This is a genomic window from Streptomyces sp. NPDC058872, from assembly GCF_042743065.1.
Taxonomy (GTDB): Bacteria; Actinomycetota; Actinomycetes; order Streptomycetales; family Streptomycetaceae; genus Streptomyces.
Map to the genome: position 1 here is coordinate 89694 of NZ_JBHYMK010000006.1, position 15827 is coordinate 105520.

16 protein-coding genes are annotated in these 15827 nt (G+C 71.0%); 9 read left to right on the top strand and 7 right to left on the bottom strand.

Annotated elements, in window-relative coordinates:
• Positions 1–56: 56 nt before the first annotated feature.
• The 3 genes from ACFW22_RS05505 to ACFW22_RS05515 form a co-directional block, all read right to left on the bottom strand.
• Positions 57–401, bottom strand: coding sequence for a Rieske 2Fe-2S domain-containing protein (locus ACFW22_RS05505; protein ID WP_386399238.1), 345 nt, complete (start codon positions 399–401; stop codon positions 57–59).
• Positions 392–1810, bottom strand: a complete 1419-nt coding sequence (locus ACFW22_RS05510) for an iron-containing redox enzyme family protein (protein WP_386399241.1) — start codon at positions 1808–1810, stop codon at positions 392–394. Before ACFW22_RS05510 ends, ACFW22_RS05505 begins: the two co-directional genes overlap by 10 nt.
• A 92-nt stretch (positions 1811–1902) precedes the next feature.
• Positions 1903–2910: a 50S ribosomal protein L11 methyltransferase gene (locus ACFW22_RS05515; RefSeq protein WP_386399243.1), complete on the bottom strand. Its 1008-nt coding sequence runs from the start codon at positions 2908–2910 to the stop codon at positions 1903–1905.
• Between the two features lie 769 nt (positions 2911–3679).
• Here ACFW22_RS05515 and ACFW22_RS05520 point away from each other — a divergent pair.
• From ACFW22_RS05520 to ACFW22_RS05530, 3 genes are read left to right on the top strand one after another with little or no spacing between them, the layout of a single operon-like run.
• Complete coding sequence (locus tag ACFW22_RS05520) at positions 3680–4189, top strand: methylated-DNA--[protein]-cysteine S-methyltransferase (protein ID WP_386399246.1); 510 nt, start codon at positions 3680–3682, stop codon at positions 4187–4189.
• Positions 4186–4980, top strand: a complete 795-nt coding sequence (locus ACFW22_RS05525) for a 2OG-Fe(II) oxygenase (protein WP_386399249.1) — start codon at positions 4186–4188, stop codon at positions 4978–4980. Before ACFW22_RS05520 ends, ACFW22_RS05525 begins: the two co-directional genes overlap by 4 nt.
• The gene (locus ACFW22_RS05530) at positions 4977–5804 is read left to right on the top strand and encodes an Ada metal-binding domain-containing protein (RefSeq protein ID WP_386399252.1); all 828 of its coding nucleotides are present in this window, start codon (positions 4977–4979) and stop codon (positions 5802–5804) included. Before ACFW22_RS05525 ends, ACFW22_RS05530 begins: the two co-directional genes overlap by 4 nt.
• A 369-nt stretch (positions 5805–6173) precedes the next feature.
• Here ACFW22_RS05530 and ychF read toward each other — a convergent pair whose 3' ends face one another.
• Positions 6174–7283: a redox-regulated ATPase YchF gene (ychF, locus tag ACFW22_RS05535; RefSeq protein ID WP_386399255.1), complete on the bottom strand. Its 1110-nt coding sequence runs from the start codon at positions 7281–7283 to the stop codon at positions 6174–6176.
• 162 nt (positions 7284–7445) lie between these two features.
• On the opposite strand from ychF, the gene ACFW22_RS05540 reads away from it, so the two are divergent.
• A complete protein-coding gene (locus tag ACFW22_RS05540) occupies positions 7446–8150 on the top strand; it encodes a DUF6542 domain-containing protein (protein ID WP_386399259.1) in 705 nt (234 codons plus the stop codon).
• A gap of 85 nt (positions 8151–8235) precedes the next feature.
• Here the strand turns inward: ACFW22_RS05540 and ppgK are convergent, their stop codons facing one another.
• Positions 8236–8979 carry a polyphosphate--glucose phosphotransferase gene (ppgK, locus tag ACFW22_RS05545; protein WP_386399261.1) on the bottom strand — a complete coding sequence of 248 codons (744 nt, stop codon included), beginning with the start codon at positions 8977–8979 and terminating at the stop codon, positions 8236–8238.
• 30 nt (positions 8980–9009) lie between these two features.
• The gene (locus ACFW22_RS05550) at positions 9010–10053 is read right to left on the bottom strand and encodes a 4-hydroxy-3-methylbut-2-enyl diphosphate reductase (RefSeq protein WP_386399264.1); all 1044 of its coding nucleotides are present in this window, start codon (positions 10051–10053) and stop codon (positions 9010–9012) included.
• Positions 10054–10107: 54 nt separating this feature from the next.
• Between ACFW22_RS05550 and ACFW22_RS05555 the strand changes: the two genes are divergently transcribed.
• The 4 genes from ACFW22_RS05555 to ACFW22_RS05570 all read left to right on the top strand — a co-directional run bounded on the left by ACFW22_RS05555 (position 10108) and on the right by ACFW22_RS05570 (position 13833).
• Entirely contained in the window at positions 10108–11460 is a 1353-nt protein-coding gene (locus tag ACFW22_RS05555) for an APC family permease (RefSeq protein ID WP_386399266.1), read from the top strand.
• Between the two features lie 129 nt (positions 11461–11589).
• Complete coding sequence (gene xseA, locus ACFW22_RS05560) at positions 11590–12807, top strand: exodeoxyribonuclease VII large subunit (protein WP_386399269.1); 1218 nt, start codon at positions 11590–11592, stop codon at positions 12805–12807.
• A gap of 56 nt (positions 12808–12863) precedes the next feature.
• Complete coding sequence (locus tag ACFW22_RS05565; RefSeq protein ID WP_386399272.1) at positions 12864–13100, top strand: exodeoxyribonuclease VII small subunit; 237 nt, start codon at positions 12864–12866, stop codon at positions 13098–13100.
• A gap of 142 nt (positions 13101–13242) precedes the next feature.
• Positions 13243–13833 (top strand): malonic semialdehyde reductase, encoded by a 591-nt coding sequence (locus ACFW22_RS05570; protein WP_386399275.1) that lies wholly within the window; start codon positions 13243–13245, stop codon positions 13831–13833.
• Between the two features lie 101 nt (positions 13834–13934).
• On the opposite strand, the gene ACFW22_RS05575 is transcribed toward ACFW22_RS05570, so the two are convergent.
• On the bottom strand, positions 13935–14432 hold the full coding sequence (locus ACFW22_RS05575; protein ID WP_386399277.1) for a DUF4245 domain-containing protein: 498 nt from the start codon (positions 14430–14432) through the stop codon (positions 13935–13937).
• Positions 14433–14594: 162 nt separating this feature from the next.
• On the opposite strand from ACFW22_RS05575, the gene glpX reads away from it, so the two are divergent.
• Positions 14595–15629, top strand: coding sequence for a class II fructose-bisphosphatase (gene glpX, locus ACFW22_RS05580; protein ID WP_384885203.1), 1035 nt, complete (start codon positions 14595–14597; stop codon positions 15627–15629).
• Positions 15630–15827 lie beyond the last annotated feature (198 nt).

Consider the following 15827-nt stretch of genomic DNA (forward strand, 5'->3'; position numbering starts at 1 on the left):
GCCGGCAGGCCGGGTGTCGTGGCCCGGCCTGCCGGAAAAGGGCGGTGCAGGTGGAATCAGGTGGTCCGGCAACCCGCCAGAGCGGGGGCCAGCGGCCGGTGTTCGAGGGTGTAGTCGGATCCGTCCTGGTCGGGCAGGACGGCGGTCACCCGGTCACCCCGGCGAACGGCCGGCAGGCCGGCCTTGATGGCTTTGGTCACCGAGGTCGCCCGCTCGTGCCAGGGGCAGACCAGCCTGCTGCGCCCCGGCTCGAACTCGGCCAGGTTGAGCGGCCCGCCCCGGTGCGGGCACCGGGTCGAGAGGACGAACGAGCCGTACTCCGTACGCGCGTAGACGTACGAGGAGTCTCCCAGCACCACACAGTTGTCGCGGCCCTCGACCGCGAAGGTCACTACAGGCATGCCCGGTAATCCCCCACCGAGTGGATCTCGTAGACGCACTCCTCGGACTCGATGATCGCGCCGTGCAGGCGGTTGCGGTTGATCACCGTGCCCTCACCCGCCTCCAGGATCTGGTGCGAGTCGAATCCGGCGACGAACTTCATCGTGCCGGAGACGATGTGACACAGCTCGTCCCCGTCGTGGCAGTGGGTGTTGGACAGCTCGCGGTACGGCTCGACGATGTGGGCGACCGGCGGGGTCACCTTGCCGCTGGAGATGGCCTCCCAGACCGGCGCGTGCAGCTCCTTGTTGGCCGGTCCCGCGTCCATCCAGGCGATCTGATCGGCGAAGTCGCGGTCGGCGATGTCCGAGATGAGCTGGAACTCCTCGAAGCCGCGCACGATCTCGGGGATGATCACCTCGCCGTGCTCCTCCACGAGCGGGAGGATCAGCTTCTCCAGCGCCATCCGGCCGTGGTGCACGTCGATGCCGATGTGCTCGGTGAAGTACTCGACGTCGACCTCCGGGCCGAACACCTTGGTCAGCAGCTCCGCGGCGCGGCGGCAGAAGTCCACCAGGGCCGTCTCGGTGTAGTAGAGCGCACCGATGTAGCGGAAGAACAGCTCGTGGTTCTTCCCCAGGTAGTGGAAGTAGTTGTTCACCATGAGGCTGCTGTTGAGGTAGTACTGCCAGTAGTGGTGGACGTCCGAGCGCAGCCCGACGGACTCCAGGGTCCGCTCGAACAGCTTGCTGTGCTTGGTGTTGTGGACGCCGTAGCCGTACTCGTCAATGATGATCTTGAACCATTCGGACTGCGCCGGGCCGTAGTAGCCCAGTACGTTCCGCAGCATCGGCGAGGCCTCGGACAGGAAGTCCGGCGCGAACTGGATGAGCCACATCCGGGCGGCCCGGACCGGGTCCGCGGACTTCTCGATCGCCACCTCGGAGAGCGAGGGCTGCGTCAGGTCCCGGTCTTCGAGCGCACGGAGGTACGTCTCCAGCTCGTCCTTGGTCCACTTCCCCGAGACCTCCACCTCCTGGTCGAGGAACCCGAAGGCGAACTTCTCGAGCGAGGGACGGATGATCTCGCCGAGCACCCGGTTGCTCGGGTTGTAGTACTGCTTGAAGTCCTCCCACTTGCTCTTGAACCCGGCCTTGGGGAGGAACATCAGGTCGGCCTCGTATATCGAGGTGAGAATGCGCTGCGCGGCGAGACCCTCGTAGTGGAGTATTTCGTTCCGCGGGAGGACCCGGCTGAAGTCGAGGTACGGGAGCACCTGCGGACGAAGCTGCCTGCGATACGGGTTGTCGTCGTTCTCCCACTCCTCGTTGTCGAGGTAGATGGGATTCGTCGCGTACTGGACGACGTACTCCTTGAGCTGCTCGGGGGTCAGCTCGAACGGCTTGTGCGGAGGAAGTGCGTGGCTCATTGTTCACCTTTTCGAATTGATGCAGTACGCGGTACGGACGGCTGCACCTGTGGGTGCGGACCGCCGTTCGATCCGAGGGTGTCTGGTTCGGCTCAGACGGCTGAGAGGAGGCCGTCCTGCCAGTGAACCTCGACGGTGACGGAGTCGCCTGCGGCGACCTCCAGCGGTTCGTCGAAGGAGATCAGTGCCTGCATCCAGTGCGAACTGACGTTGTTCGGGGAATTGCGCAGGGTCACCCCCGCGCCGAGGTCCATCTCGAACCAGGCGACGATCCCGTGGGCGGTGCCGTCCGCGGTGGCGGAGAAGGAGACCTTGCGACTGCCGTCGGCGAGCGGGCCGTCCACGAAGTCGAAGCTCACGAGTTCGGTGGGGTCCGAGAGCATCGTGTGCGGCCAGGTGTGCAGCCGAACCGGGAAATGCCCGGCGGTGGAAAGGGAGTTGATCAGTCCGATGTCGAAGCCGAGCGCGTGGTCGACCCGGTTGAGGCCCGCGATGACACTGGACTGCAGCAGTGCGCCGTGGATCCGGGCCGAGGGCGGCATCAGGCGACCGCCCGGTGCCAGCAGATGGGTCCTGGCGTGCAGCATGGTCGGCAGGATGCCCTCGCCGATCAGACCGCAGTCAACGATCTCCGAGACGATCACGTCCACCGGTCGTTCCAGTTCCCGGCCGATCGTCAACTCGTCCGACCTGCGGGGAATCACGGTGATGACATCGGAAAGACCGTGCGCGGCGACCACCTGGGTGGCGATCTCCGCCATCATCGGGTTGGCCTCGCAGCTCGTCACCTTGGCCGCGCCGGCCTTCGCCGCGAGCATCGCCAGCAGACCGGTGCCGGCGCCGATGTCGAGGACGTGGTCGCCCGGCTTGACCTGACGCTCCACCGCAGTGGCCAACGCCTCGTTGCGCTCGACGTCGTTGAGCATCGCGAAGTGCCAGCGCGGCACGAGGCTCCTGGCCAGGTCGCGAACCTTCCGCGAGGCCCCCGTCGACGCGTCGGCGAACGAGGCGACGGCCTCACCTACGGCCGCCGACATGCGGGCCACCTCAGCCGTGCCCGCCCGCAGCGAGGCGAGGGTCAACTGTTCCTCGAAGTTCACCGGGCGGTTTCCCGCAAAAAATTCACCGACGGCTTCAGCCGAACTATCCGGTATCCGCCTGTCGGTAACGCCACTCTGCATAGTTCCCCCTCGGTGGAAAATTCATTCTGAATTAACGCACTGCTGGATTTCACTTCGCTGAGCAAGAACAAGAGCAAGCGCAAGTACTGGCTGATATCAGCCGCTTGTTTCCTGGGGTCGGTGCCAGAGTAGATCACAGGCATGCGCCACGGGCAAGAGATCGGACCGGCGGCCCCGCGGGGGGCCGGATTGCTCAACTCGTGCACAGAGAAGCTGGGTTGGCACGGCGGTCGCACGTTCTGACCGCCGAGGCATCCGCGCAGCTCAAGAGGGGTGCGGGCAGGAGTGGGGGCCATCGCGACCGGCACCATTCGCGGCGACGGCGCAGGACGCGGCGACCTCAGCGGCCGCGGCGCCCCGACAGTCGGGCTCCGGCGAAACGTTCACCGAGTCTTCGACCGGGAACACCCGGCGGCAGGCCGCCGTCAATGACGGAATGACGGCCCGTCAGCGGCCGAACATCTCCCGTCGACTTTCAGCCAGTCGCGGGCGTTAAAGGGCTCAATCACGCCGTACTGCGGAAGGAACTCTCCCGCGACGCAGAGGGGCGCTACGTTGCTCCGGGCGTGACTCGGCGCACCGTTTTCGGCACCTCTCCCATACGACCTCGGGAGCGCGATGTCCGAAAGCCGCCAGACGTCGTGCCGGGGTCGGGCGAGGGTGGAGCGAGGACGAAAGGAACGGGACGATGGCCACGCGACACACCACGCTGGAAAGCCCCATGGGAGAACTGCTGCTGGTCGGGGAGACGTCCGCGAGCGCGCCGGGAGGTGTCGCGCTGGTGTCGCTGTCCATGGACGGCCAGCGGGGCGGCGCCCCGGCGCAGGCGCACGGGGTCCGCGACGACGCCGCCTTCGCCCATGCGGCGGACCAGCTGAACGCGTACTTCGACGGCGGACTGACCGAGTTCGAGCTGCGGTTCGCTTCCTCCGGGACCCCGTTCCAGCGCGATGTGTGGGCGGCACTGGAACGGATCCCGTACGGAACGACCGTGACGTACGGCCAGATCGCCGACCGCATCGGGGCCCCTCGGAGCGCCTCGCGCTCGGTGGGCACCGCGATCGGGGCCAACCCGCTGCTGGTGGTGCGCCCCTGCCACCGGGTGATCGGCGCGAACGGCTCGCTGACCGGGTACGCCGGGGGCCTGGAGCGCAAGCAGGCGCTGCTCACCCTCGAGGGCGCGGTGCTGGGCGGATGACGACGTCGAGCACGGACCTGGCCACCGGAACGGCGACGGGGCGCACCGGCGCCGGCTCCCCCGGGGCACTCCCCGTGCCGGGGAAGATCGGCGAGCGGGTCGACTCCTGCGACTGGAAGGCGCTGGCGGCGGAGCTGGACGCGCACGGGTGCGCCTCCACGGACCGACCGCTGCTGACACCCGACGAGTGCGCGGAGATCGCCGGCCTCTACGAGCGCGCCGAGCTGTTCCGCACGACGGTCGACATGGCCCGGCACCGCTTCGGCTCGGGCCAGTACCGGTACTTCACCCATGACCTTCCGGAGCCGGTGGCCGCGCTGCGCGCGGCCCTGTACCCCCGGTTGCTGCCCGTGGCGCGGGACTGGGCGGCCCGGCTGGGACGACCGGCACCGTGGCCGGACGACCTGGGCGAGTGGCTGGAACTGTGCCACACGGCCGGCCAGGACCGCTCGGCGCAGATCCTGCTCTCGTACGGAGAGGGAGACTGGAACGCCCTGCACCGGGACGTGTTCGGGGACCTGGTCTTCCCCCTCCAGGTGGTGATCGGCCTCGACGCGCACGGAAGCGACTACACGGGCGGGGAGTTCCTGCTGGTGGAGCAGCGGCCACGGGCCCAGTCACGGGGCACGACCAGTGTCCTGCAGAAGGGCCACGGGCTGGTGTTCACCACCCGGGACCGTCCGGTGGCCACCAAGCGGGGCTGGTCGGCGGGCGCGGTGCGGCACGGGGTGAGCACCGTCCGGGGCGGGCGGCGCCGCGCGCTGGGCCTGGTCTTCCACGACGCGTCATGAGGGCCTACACCCTCGTCGGGCCGGACGGAAAGCCGTACCGCAGCCCCGATCCGGGGACCCTGGGCGGGCACCGGCGGGGCCGGCTGTACGGCCGTCTCGACTGCCCCTCGGCCCTGCGGGCGCTGGCCCGCGGCGGGTACGTGCGCGAGCGGGTGTTCTTCGCGGACGAGGCCACCGCGGTGGCGGCGGGCTACCGGCCCTGCGCCGTGTGCCTGCCGGAGCGCTACCGGGCCTGGAAGACGGGACGGCCGCCGCTCCCCGCCCCCGACGAGGCTCCGGCCTCGCCCCTGCTGACCGCGGACGAGGAGGGCTCGTACGGAGAACTGCCCCTCCCCGCTCCGCACACGGAAGCCGAACTGGCTGCGCTGACCGGCCTGTTGACGGCTCCCCGGTCCCGGATCTCCACCGTGGTCATCGGCCACAGCCGCGACACGGCCTCGACGGCCGCCGCCCGTGCCTTCGCCGCAGGATGGGAAGGCCGTGGCGGGCAGGTCCTGGCGGTGGTCGACTGGCCGGAATCGGCCGCCTCCTGGCTGCGCGCGGCCCGTCGGCTGACCGCGCAGACCCCCGACGCGTGGGTGGTGGCCGCCGCGGGCCCGGGCTTCGCCCAGCTGGCCCGCCGGCTGCGTCACAGCACCGACTGGGACCCGTCGCGCAGCTATGCCTTCGCCTCCCTGGCCGACGCCCGGGTCCCGGCACTGGCGGGCCCGGCCACCCTGCACGGCTTGCGCGGGGCGACCGCGGACGGCGGCACCTGGGAGGTTCGCGGTCGCTGGGTGGTCTCCGTACCGCCCGTGGGCGCACCGGGGGCTCGGGAGGGGTGAGGGGAGCGGGGGCACCGAGCGGGGGCGACGCCCGCGGAGCGTACGCGGGGCCCTCACCGCCCGGGGCGAGCCGGGCCGCCCGGAGGCCGTGATCGGGCGGACTCCAGGGCCTGCTTCGTCGGCTGCTGCCGCAGCCGACCTCCCTCACCGGTCAGTCGCGGCCGGCCGGTTCCGGTGCCGACGGCGTGCGGCGCTCCGGCCTCGTGGAGACCGCTCCAGCGGTCACGGGCCGGGTGTCCGCTCCTGGAGCGTTCCGGGGTCGGTGGGGACCCGATCGCCGCAAACGACCGCGTCCACCACCGGCACCGGAACGGTCCGCCCCCTTCTGCGCCCGAATCGAGCGGCCTCGGGTCAAGGGGCCGGGAGCAGCTACTTCTTCCCGCTTCCAGACGCTCCTCCGTGCCGGAACTCCACCACGTCGCCGTCCTGCATGACGTACTCCTTGCCCTCCATGCGGGCCTTGCCGGCGGCGCGGGCCTCGGCGACCGAGCCGGTGGCGACGAGGTCGGCGAAGGAGATGACCTCGGCCTTGATGAAGCCCTTCTGGAAGTCGGTGTGGATGACACCGGCCGCCTCGGGGGCCGTCGCGCCCTGCTTGATCGTCCAGGCACGGGACTCCTTCGGACCCGCCGTGAGGTAGGTCTGGAGGCCCAGGGTGGCGAAGCCGACGCGGGCGAGGATGGCGAGGCCGGGCTCCTCGGCGCCGACGGACTGGAGCAGTTCCATGGCGTCCTCCTCGTCGAGCTCGGCGAGGTCCGCCTCCAGCTTGGCGTTGAGGAAGATGGCCTCGGCCGGGGCGACCAGCGCGCTCTGCTCGGCCTTGAAGTCCTCGTCCGTCAGCTCGTCCTCGTCGACGTTGAAGACGTAGAGGAACGGCTTGGTGGTGAGGAGGTGGAGGTCGTGGAGGAGCTCCGCCTTCTCCGAGCCCTGGACGATGCCCTGGGAGAAGAGGGTGTCGCCCTTCTCCAGGATCGCCTGGGCGGCCTCGACGGCGGCGACCTTGGGCGCCACGTCCTTCTTGATCCGGGACTCCTTCTGGAGGCGCGGCAGGACCTTCTCGATCGTCTGGAGGTCCGCGAGGATCAGTTCCGTGTTGATCGTCTCGATGTCGTCCTTCGGCGAGACCTTGCCGTCGACGTGGACGACGTTCTCGTCCTTGAAGGCCCGGATGACCTGGCAGATCGCGTCCGACTCGCGGATGTTCGCCAGGAACTTGTTGCCCAGGCCCTCGCCCTCGCTGGCGCCGCGCACGATGCCCGCGATGTCGACGAAGTCGACCGTCGCCGGGAGGATGCGCTGGGAGCCGAAGATCTCCGCGAGCTTGCTCAGGCGCGGGTCGGGGACGCCGACGACTCCGACGTTGGGCTCGATCGTGGCGAACGGGTAGTTGGCCGCCAGCACGTCGTTCTTGGTCAGGGCGTTGAACAGGGTCGACTTGCCGACATTCGGCAGACCGACGATTCCGATCGTGAGCGACACGGTGGCGACTTCCTGGAGGTGTGGATGGTGGGCCGATCCCCCAGTTTACGGGCGGGGCGAACCGGCCAGGGACGCCGACCTTCGGTCGATCTCGGGAGCAAGGTCACCCAAAGGGCGTGTCCCGGACCCCGTTCCCACCCCTCCGCGACCTACGTTGGTCGGGTGGAGCAGCACAGGACACGTCAGACGCGGGGTCGCCGCAGCCCGCAGGCCCCCGCCACGCCCCCCGGGGCGCTCGTGGAGGGCGCGGCCGTCTACCGCGTGACGGGGAGGGCCGGGCGGGCTCCCGGGCGCGGCCGTGTGGAGCGGGTCGGGGACGTCGGGGCGGGTGCCCCCGACGGTGCGGCGGTCCGCGGCTCCGGGCGGCCCGTGCCGCCCGTCGTCCTCGCCCTGCGCCGGCTCCCCTCGCCCCGCCTCACCGGGCTCGGCGCCGGTCTCTTCGCCGCCGCCGCGATGCTGCTGCTCGGTCTCCTCGACCAGGTGCTCCTGGACGGCTCCCCCGTCGCCTACGGGCTGCTGTTCCTGCCGGTCAGCGCCCTCACCGCACTCTGGGTGCGGACCGCCGACCTGGTCACCGCCCCGATCGGCGTCCCCATCGCCTTCGCCGTCGGCGTCATCCCCATCGCGGGGGGCACGGGCGGCTTCGGCGGACAGGCCATGGCCGTCGTGACGGCGCTGGCCGTGCACGCCGGATGGCTCTACGGCGGGACCCTCGTCGCCGGCCTCATCGCCAGCGTCCGCAAGGTGCGGGACATGGGCCGCCGCCAGCAGCGCGCGGCGGCCCGGACCGCTTCCGGGGCGGGGTCCGGGGCCGGCGGCGGGCCGGGCGGACGGGCCCCCGCCTCCGGGCGCCGCCCCGTCGCCTGAGTCCCCACCGTACGAGCCCGCCAGGCCGCCAGGCCGCCAGGCCGGCCGTCCGCCACGCCTCCCGCGCCGCCAAGCCGCCCGTCCGTCAGGCCGCCCGTGCCGCCATGCCCGCCCCCACGATCCCCGCGTTGTTCTGGAGCTCCGCCGGGACGATCTCCGCGCGGATGTCCTCGATCAGCGGCAGGAACCTGTCCGCCTTGCGGCTCACCCCTCCGCCGATGATGAAGAGTTCCGGCGAGAAGAGCATCTCCACGTGCGCGAGGTACTTCTGCAGCCTTCGGGTCGCCCAGTGGTGCCAGCTGAGGTCCTCGTCCTCCTTGGCCTTGGTCGAGGCCCGGGTCTCGGCGTCGTGGCCCTTGAGTTCCAGGTGGCCCAGCTCCGTGTTGGGGACGAGCCGGCCGTCGACGAAGAGGGCCGAGCCGATGCCGGTGCCGAGGGTGAGCAGGATGACCGTGCCCTTGCGGCCCCGGCCCGCACCGAAGGTCATCTCGGCGATCCCGGCCGCGTCGGCGTCGTTCAGGACGGTCACCGGGAGTCCGCCGAGGCGGTCGCCGAGCAGGGTGGCGGCGTCGACGCCGATCCAGGACTTGTCGACGTTGGCGGCCGTGCGGATGGTGGATCCGGTCACCACGCCGGGGAACGTCACGCCCACCGGCCCCGTCCAGCCGAAGTGCTCCACGACCTCCGCGACGCAGCCCGCCACGCCGTCGGGCGTGGCGGGCTGCGGGGTCAGTACCTTGTGGCGCTCTTCGGCGAGTGCGCCGCGCTCCAGGTCCACGGGGGCGCCTTTGATGCCCGAGCCGCCGATGTCCACTCCGAAGACGTTCATGGACCCCACGGTAAGGGCTGGCGCGGCGCGCTACTCCTTGACGGGCGCGGTCGCCGCGAGCTTTTCGGCCTCGGCGCGCAGGTCCTTGTTGCGGAGCTCCTTGGGCAGCGAGAAGGTCAGGGACTCGTCCGCCGTCTTGACGATCTCCACGTCCGCGTAGCCGCGCTCGGCGAGCCACTCCAGGACCTCCTGCACCAGGACGTCCGGGACGGAGGCGCCGGAGGAGAGGCCGACGCTGGTCACGCCCTCCAGCCAGGCCTCGTCGATCTCGCTGGCGAAGTCGACCAGGTACGCGGCGGGAACGCCGGCCTGCTGGGCGACCTCGACCATGCGGATCGAGTTGGAGGAGTTCTTCGAGCCGACGACGATCACCAGCTCGGCCTGGCCGGCGAGCTCCTTGATGGCGGTCTGACGGTTCTGCGTGGCGTAGCAGATGTCGTCGGAGGGCGGGGAGATCAGCTGGGGGAACTTCTGCTTCAGCGCGTCGACCGTCTCCATCGTCTCGTCCACCGAGAGCGTGGTCTGGGAGAGCCAGACGACCCGGGAGGGGTCGCGCACCTCGACCTTGGCCGCGTCCTCCGGGCCGTCGACCAGCTGGATGTGGTCGGGGGCCTCGCCGGAGGTGCCGATGACCTCCTCGTGGCCCTCGTGGCCGATGAGGAGGATGTCGAAGTCCTCCTTGGCGAAGCGGACGGCTTCCTTGTGGACCTTGGTGACCAGCGGGCAGGTGGCGTCGATGGTGGCGAGCCGGCCCGCGCGGGCCTCCTCGTGGACGGTCGGGGCGACGCCGTGCGCGGAGAACATCACGATGTTGCCCGGCGGCACCTCGGTCGCCTGGTCGACGAAGATCGCGCCCTTCCGCTCCAGGGTCTGGACCACGTACTTGTTGTGGACGATCTCGTGGCGCACGTAGATCGGCGCCCCGTACTGCTCCAGGGCCTTCTCCACGGCGATCACGGCACGGTCCACGCCCGCGCAGTAGCCGCGGGGAGCGGCGAGCAGGACACGCTTCGGGCGGTTCGTCGCGGGGGCGGACTCGGGCGTCGGCGCGGGCGTTGCAGTCATGCGTCCCATCGTAAGGCCGCGTCGGTGAGCGGTTTGGTCGGTGGCGTGGCCGAAACTGGCGCCATGAGCGAGGAGACGCAGGTGGCGGGGCACTCGGAGCTGCGTCGGAATCTCGGATTCCGTGACCTCGTCGTCTACGGCCTGCTGTTCATCGCGCCGATGGCTCCGGTCGGCGTCTTCGGCACGCTCGACGCGAAGTCGGGCGGGGCGGTCGCCCTCGTGTACCTCGTGGCGACCGTGGCCATGGCGTTCACGGCGTTCAGCTACGCGCAGATGGTGCGGGTCGCGCCGCAGGCGGGCTCCGTCTTCACGTACGCGCGCAAGGGCCTCGGCGAGGGGCCGGGGTTCGTCGCCGGGTGGATGGCGCTGCTCGACTACCTGCTGATCCCCGCCGTCGCCTATCTCTTCGCGGGCATCGCGATGGAGGCGCTCGTCCCGGAGGTGGACCGGTGGGTGTGGACCGGCACCGCCGTGGTCGTCACCACCCTGTTGAACCTCTGGGGCGTGCGGGCGGCGGCCCGGGTCGGCTTCGCCGTGCTGGCGCTGGAGATCGCGGTCCTCCTCGTGTTCGTGGTGTCGGCGGTGGTGGTGCTGGTGCGGGACGGGCCACGGCGCGACTGGTGGTCGCCGCTCACCGGGGACGGCGCGTTCTCGCTCGCGGCGGTGATCGGGGCGGTGTCGGTGGCCGTCCTGTCCTACTTGGGCTTCGACGCGATCGCCTCCTTCGCGGAGGAGGTCACGGGGGGCTCGCGGAAGGTGGCGGGGGCCGTGCTGTTCTGCCTGGCCCTCGCCGGCGTCCTCTTCGTGGCCCAGACCTGGCTGGTGGCGCTCCTCGAACCCGTCTCCTCGGTCGAACTGGCCGTCGCCCCCGCCACCCAGGGCTCTGCCTTCTACGACGCCGTGGACGCCTCGGTCGGCGGGTGGCTGCACGACCTGGTGGCCGTGTCGAAGGCGATCGGTGCGGCCTTCGCGGCGCTCGCGGGACAGGCGGCGGGCGGACGGTTGCTGTTCGCCATGGGGCGCGACCGACGCCTTCCGCACCTGCTCGGCCGCACCGACGGGGGCGTCCCGCGGGTGGCGCTCCTCGTGTCGGCGGCGGTGACGATGGTCGCGGCGCTGTGGGCGGCGCGTCGGGACGACGGCCTCGACCAGTTGGTGTCCGTGGTCGACGTCGGTGCGCTGACCGCCTTCGTCCTGCTGCACGCGAGCGTGGTGGGTTGGTTCGCGGTGCGCCGGGCGGAGGGGCCGCCGCACCGGCTGAAGCACGCCGTCCTGCCGGTGACCGGTGCGGCGATCCTGGTCGCGGTGATCGTCGAGGCCTCGCCGGCGGCCCAGGTGGTGGGCGTGGTGTGGTTGGGGATCGGCCTCGTCGTGCTGGCCGTCCAGGGGGCGGCACGGCCGTCCGGCCAGGACTGAACGGAGCGCGCGGACCGTCCGGGGCCGGGGCCTCCCCGCACGCTGCCGGCCGCACCGCGGGCCCGCTTCCGGTCCCTCCGGCCGTCCTGCGCTCCTGACGTTGTCGTACCGCGCGGTTACGCTCGGTCCATGGCTCTGACTACGTCCGCCGAAGCACCGCTTCCCGTCGGTGAGGTCTCCCGCCTGATCGGGGGGTGGATCGATCGGCTCGGGGCGATCTGGGTGGAGGGGCAGATCACGCAGTTGTCCCGGCGTCCGGGCGCCGGGGTCGTCTTCCTGACGCTGCGGGACCCCTCCCACGACGTCTCCATCGGCGTCACCTGCTACCGCAAGGTCTTCGACGCGGTCGCGGACGTCGTCTCGGAGGGCGCCCGGGTCGTGGTGCACGCCAAGCCGGAGTGGTACGCGCCGCGCGGGCAGCTGTCGCTGCGGGCGGTGGAGATCAAGCCGGTCGGGATCGGCGAGCTGCTCGCCCGGCTGGAGCAGCTGAAGCGGGGCCTGGCCACCGAGGGGCTGTTCGCCCGTGACCGGAAGAAGCGGCTCCCGTTCCTGCCGCAGTGCATCGGCCTGATCTGCGGCCGGGCGTCGGCGGCCGAGCGGGACGTCCTGGAGAATGCGCGCCGGCGCTGGCCCGCCGTCCGCTTCGAGGTGCGGAACGTGGCGGTGCAGGGGGTGAAGGCGGTCCCCCAGGTCGTCGGGGCGCTCCAGGAGCTGGACGCGCACGGAGACGTGGACGTGATCATCGTCGCCCGGGGCGGCGGCAGCGTCGAGGACCTGCTGCCGTTCTCGGACGAGCAGCTCGTCCGGACGGTGGCCGGGTGCCGCACGCCGGTGGTTTCGGCGATCGGGCACGAGCCGGACTCGCCGCTGCTCGACCTGGTGGCCGATCTGCGCGCCTCGACGCCGACGGACGCGGCCAAGAAGGTCGTTCCGGACGTCGGCGAGGAGCTGGAGCGGGTGCGCGGATTGCGGGACCGGGCCCTGCGGACCGTGCAGGGGCTGCTGGACCGGGAGGAGCGCGGCCTCGCGCACGCGCTCGCACGACCGGTCATGGAGCATCCGCAGCGGATGGTCGAGGTCCGCGAGGAGGAGCTGGTGGCGCTCCTCGCCCGGAGCCGCCGGGTCCTCGGGCACTTGCTGGACCGGGCGGATTCCGAGCTGTCGCACACCCGGGCGCGGGTCAGGGCTCTGTCGCCCGCCGCGACGATGGAGCGGGGGTACGCGGTGCTCCAGCGGGCGGACGGGACGGTGGTCCGCTCCCCCGGGGAGGTTGCGGCAGGCGAGGAGCTGCGGGCCCGGGTGGCCGAGGGCGAGTTCGCCGTGCGGCGCACGGACGACCCGGTCTGAGCGGTCCGGGGCGGGACGTCACGACAGGAAATCGGATGCGGAGGATGGAGCGGCTCATGGCAGCGGGTACGGGCACGGAAGAGGCGGCCCTCGGGTACGAGCAGGCGCGGGACGAGCTGATCGAGGTCGTACGGCGCCTGGAGGCCGGCGGGACGACCCTGGAGGAGTCCCTGGCGCTCTGGGAGCGCGGCGAGGAGTTGGCGAAGGTGTGCCGGGAGCGTCTGGAGGGGGCGCGGGCCCGGCTCGATGCCGTGCTGGCGGCGGAGCAGGAGGGCGAGGACGGGGAGGGGTAGCGGCCGGCGCTACACTTTCGAGTGAAGCGGATCACTATCCGGATAGATTTGTTGAATTTTCATCAATCAAGGGCGTACCGTCGAGTCATCGCTCGCACCCCTTACGAGCGAGCCCCCCCTTGCAGTCCGGAAGGTACGCAGCATGTCCCTCGCCCTTGACCCCGCAGCCCAGGACCTCCTCTTCCGCGAGGCCCGCACCGCCAACACGTTCACCGACGAGCCGGTGACCGACGAGCAGGTCCAGGCGATCTACGACCTGGTGAAGTACGGCCCGACCGCCTTCAACCAGACCCCGCTGCGCATCACCCTGGTCCGCTCCCCCGAGGCCCGCGAGCGCCTGGTGAAGCACATGGCCGAGGGCAACCAGGCCAAGACCTCCGCCGCCCCGCTGGTCGCGATCCTCTCCGCCGACAACGAGTTCCACGAGGAGCTCCCGGCCCTGCTCCCGCACTTCCCGCAGGCGAAGGACATGTTCTTCTCCGAGCGCCCGGTCCGCGAGGGCTCCGCGCTGCTGAACGCCGCCCTCCAGGCCGCGTACTTCATCGTGGGCGTCCGCGCCGCCGGCCTGGCCGCCGGCCCGATGACCGGCGTGGACTTCGCCGGCCTCCAGAAGGAGTTCCTGGACGCCGACCACACCCCGCTGATGGTCGTCAACATCGGCAAGCCGGGCGAGGACGCCTGGTTCCCGCGCTCCCCGCGCCTGTCCTACGACGAGGTCGTCACCACCGTCTGAGCCCGACGGCGCACGGGAGGGGCCCCGCACTCCAAGGAGGAGTGCGGGGCCCCTCCCGCATGTCTGCGGCCCGCCGGAACCGCCCGGGCCTTCGGAACCGCTCAGGCCTTCGGCGGCGCCTCGGACCGGAGGGAGCCCGCCATCTCGGCCAGCTGCTCGAACGAGGCCGTGCCGGTCACCACCGTCGTCGCACCGCCGTCGGTGCGCACGAGCGCGTCGTACTTCGGCCCCTCCCAGCGCTGCCACTCCTGGCCGGCCACCGTTTCGGTCTTCCCGGTGTCCTTCGCCTTCTGGGTGACCCGGGGCACGAACTTCCCCGGCTCCGCCGTCGACTGGTGGACGGCCACGTACTGGGTGTCCGGGGAGAGGAAGCCGAGCTGCCAGGCGTCGCCGTCCTCGCGCCGGTACGAGACGACCGTCGCCTTCCAGTCGTCGCCGAGCCCCTCCGGGGCCAGCACCGGATAGGGAGCCGCCCGCTGCGCCGTGAGGAGCTCCACCCGGTAGTCCTTCGCCTGGACCGGGGCCGCGTCCTCGTCGTGCGGGACGAAGAGATACATCACGCCCGCGGCGACCATGATCACACCGAGGGACTGGAACATCCCGCGTACCGTCTGCCTGCCTCGCATACCTGCCACGCCCACCATGGTCGCATCACGGTGCCGTGCTCATACGTGGGCCCCTCTGCTCATTTTGTCGACCTACCGATAGAGTCGCAGCACCCTCTTTTTTCCGGCCGTCGCCGTACAGAAAGGTGCGTTCCGATGACCGAGCACCACCACCTTCCGCCCGAGCTTGTCGTTTCTCCCGAGGCCCCCGACCGCAACCTCGCCCTTGAGCTGGTCCGTGTCACCGAGGCAGCCGCCATGGCCGCCGGTCGCTGGGTCGGCCGCGGGGACAAGATCGGCGCGGACGGCGCGGCGGTCAACGCCATGCGGACCCTGATCTCCACCGTCTCGATGAACGGCGTCGTCGTCATCGGCGAGGGCGAGAAGGACGAAGCCCCGATGCTCTTCAACGGCGAGCGGGTCGGCGACGGCACCGGCGCCGAGGTCGACATCGCGGTCGACCCGATCGACGGCACCACGCTGAACGCCAAGGGCATGCCGAACGCGATCGCCGTCCTGGCCGCCGCCGATCGCGGCACCATGTTCGACCCGTCCGCCGTCTTCTACATGGACAAGCTGGTCACCGGCCCCGAGGCCGCCGACTTCGTCGACATCAACGCGCCCGTCTCGGTCAACATCCGCCGGGTCGCCAAGGCGAAGAACTCCTCGCCCGAGGACATCACGGTCGTCATCCTGGACCGCCCCCGCCACGAGGGCATCGTCAAGGAGATCCGCGAGACCGGCGCCCGGATCAAGTTCATCTCGGACGGCGACGTCGCCGGCTCGATCATGGCGGTCCGCGAGGGCACCGGCGTCGACCTGCTGATGGGCATCGGCGGCACCCCCGAGGGCATCATCTCCGCCTGCGCCATCAAGTGCCTCGGCGGCGTGATCCAGGGCAAGCTGTGGCCGAAGGACGACGCCGAGCGCCAGAAGGCCCTGGACGCCGGCCACGACCTGGACCGGGTGCTCTCCACGAACGACCTGGTCAGCGGCGAGAACGTGTTCTTCGTCGCCACCGGCATCACCGACGGCGAGCTGCTGCGCGGGGTGCGCTACCGCGCCGAGACCGCGACCACCCAGTCGCTGGTCATGCGCTCGAAGTCCGGGACGATCCGCCAGATCGACTCGACCCACCGGCTCTCGAAGCTGCGCGCCTACAGCGCGATCGACTTCGACCGGGCGAAGTAGCCCGCCGGTCCGGACGGCGCCGAGGCGCGGACGGACGGCACGAAGAGGGGCGCCCCCATGTGCGGTGGGGGCGCCCCTCCTCGTACGGGCCGGGGGGCCCGGCTGCGGCCCATGCAGTTGCTCCGGCTGTTCGCGTCACGCGGCTTTGCGCACGGAACAGGCGGCGGTGCGCCCCGCATGACATGCGAACGGATGCTG